The organism is Ruegeria spongiae, from assembly GCF_023502395.1.
Lineage (GTDB): Bacteria > Pseudomonadota > Alphaproteobacteria > Rhodobacterales > Rhodobacteraceae > Ruegeria_C > Ruegeria_C spongiae.
Genome location: NZ_JAMFMB010000115.1, coordinates 1 through 267, shown reverse-complemented (window position 1 = coordinate 267; position 267 = coordinate 1). Strand labels below are relative to the sequence as shown.

The following is a 267-nucleotide window of genomic DNA, read 5'->3' as shown; positions in this document are numbered from 1 at the left end:
GCGCCATCGGCATCCGCGTCGGTCAGCACCGCGTAATCCGGGTTCACCCCGCCGATGATGGTGGTGCGCGCGCGGGTCGAGGCGGCGTAATCGGCCACCCCAAAATGCAGGCTTTCATTGCGTTTCGAGGCCTGCGCGATCTCATGCACGTTCTGCATGCCAAGCGCGGTTTCGATGATGTGCTCGAAGCCGATCCGCTTTTTCAGACCCTTGGCGTCCTCGATCTGGGTCACCAGCATGTCCACCGCATAGACATCCGCCGCTGTA

The 267-nt window shown here is 62.2% G+C and carries 1 protein-coding gene; it reads right to left on the bottom strand.

The window, feature by feature from the left end; translation table 11 throughout:
• Positions 1-267, bottom strand: a 267-nt coding sequence (locus tag M3P21_RS22490) for an aldolase/citrate lyase family protein (protein ID WP_249713737.1), incomplete at both ends; no start/stop codon positions are given.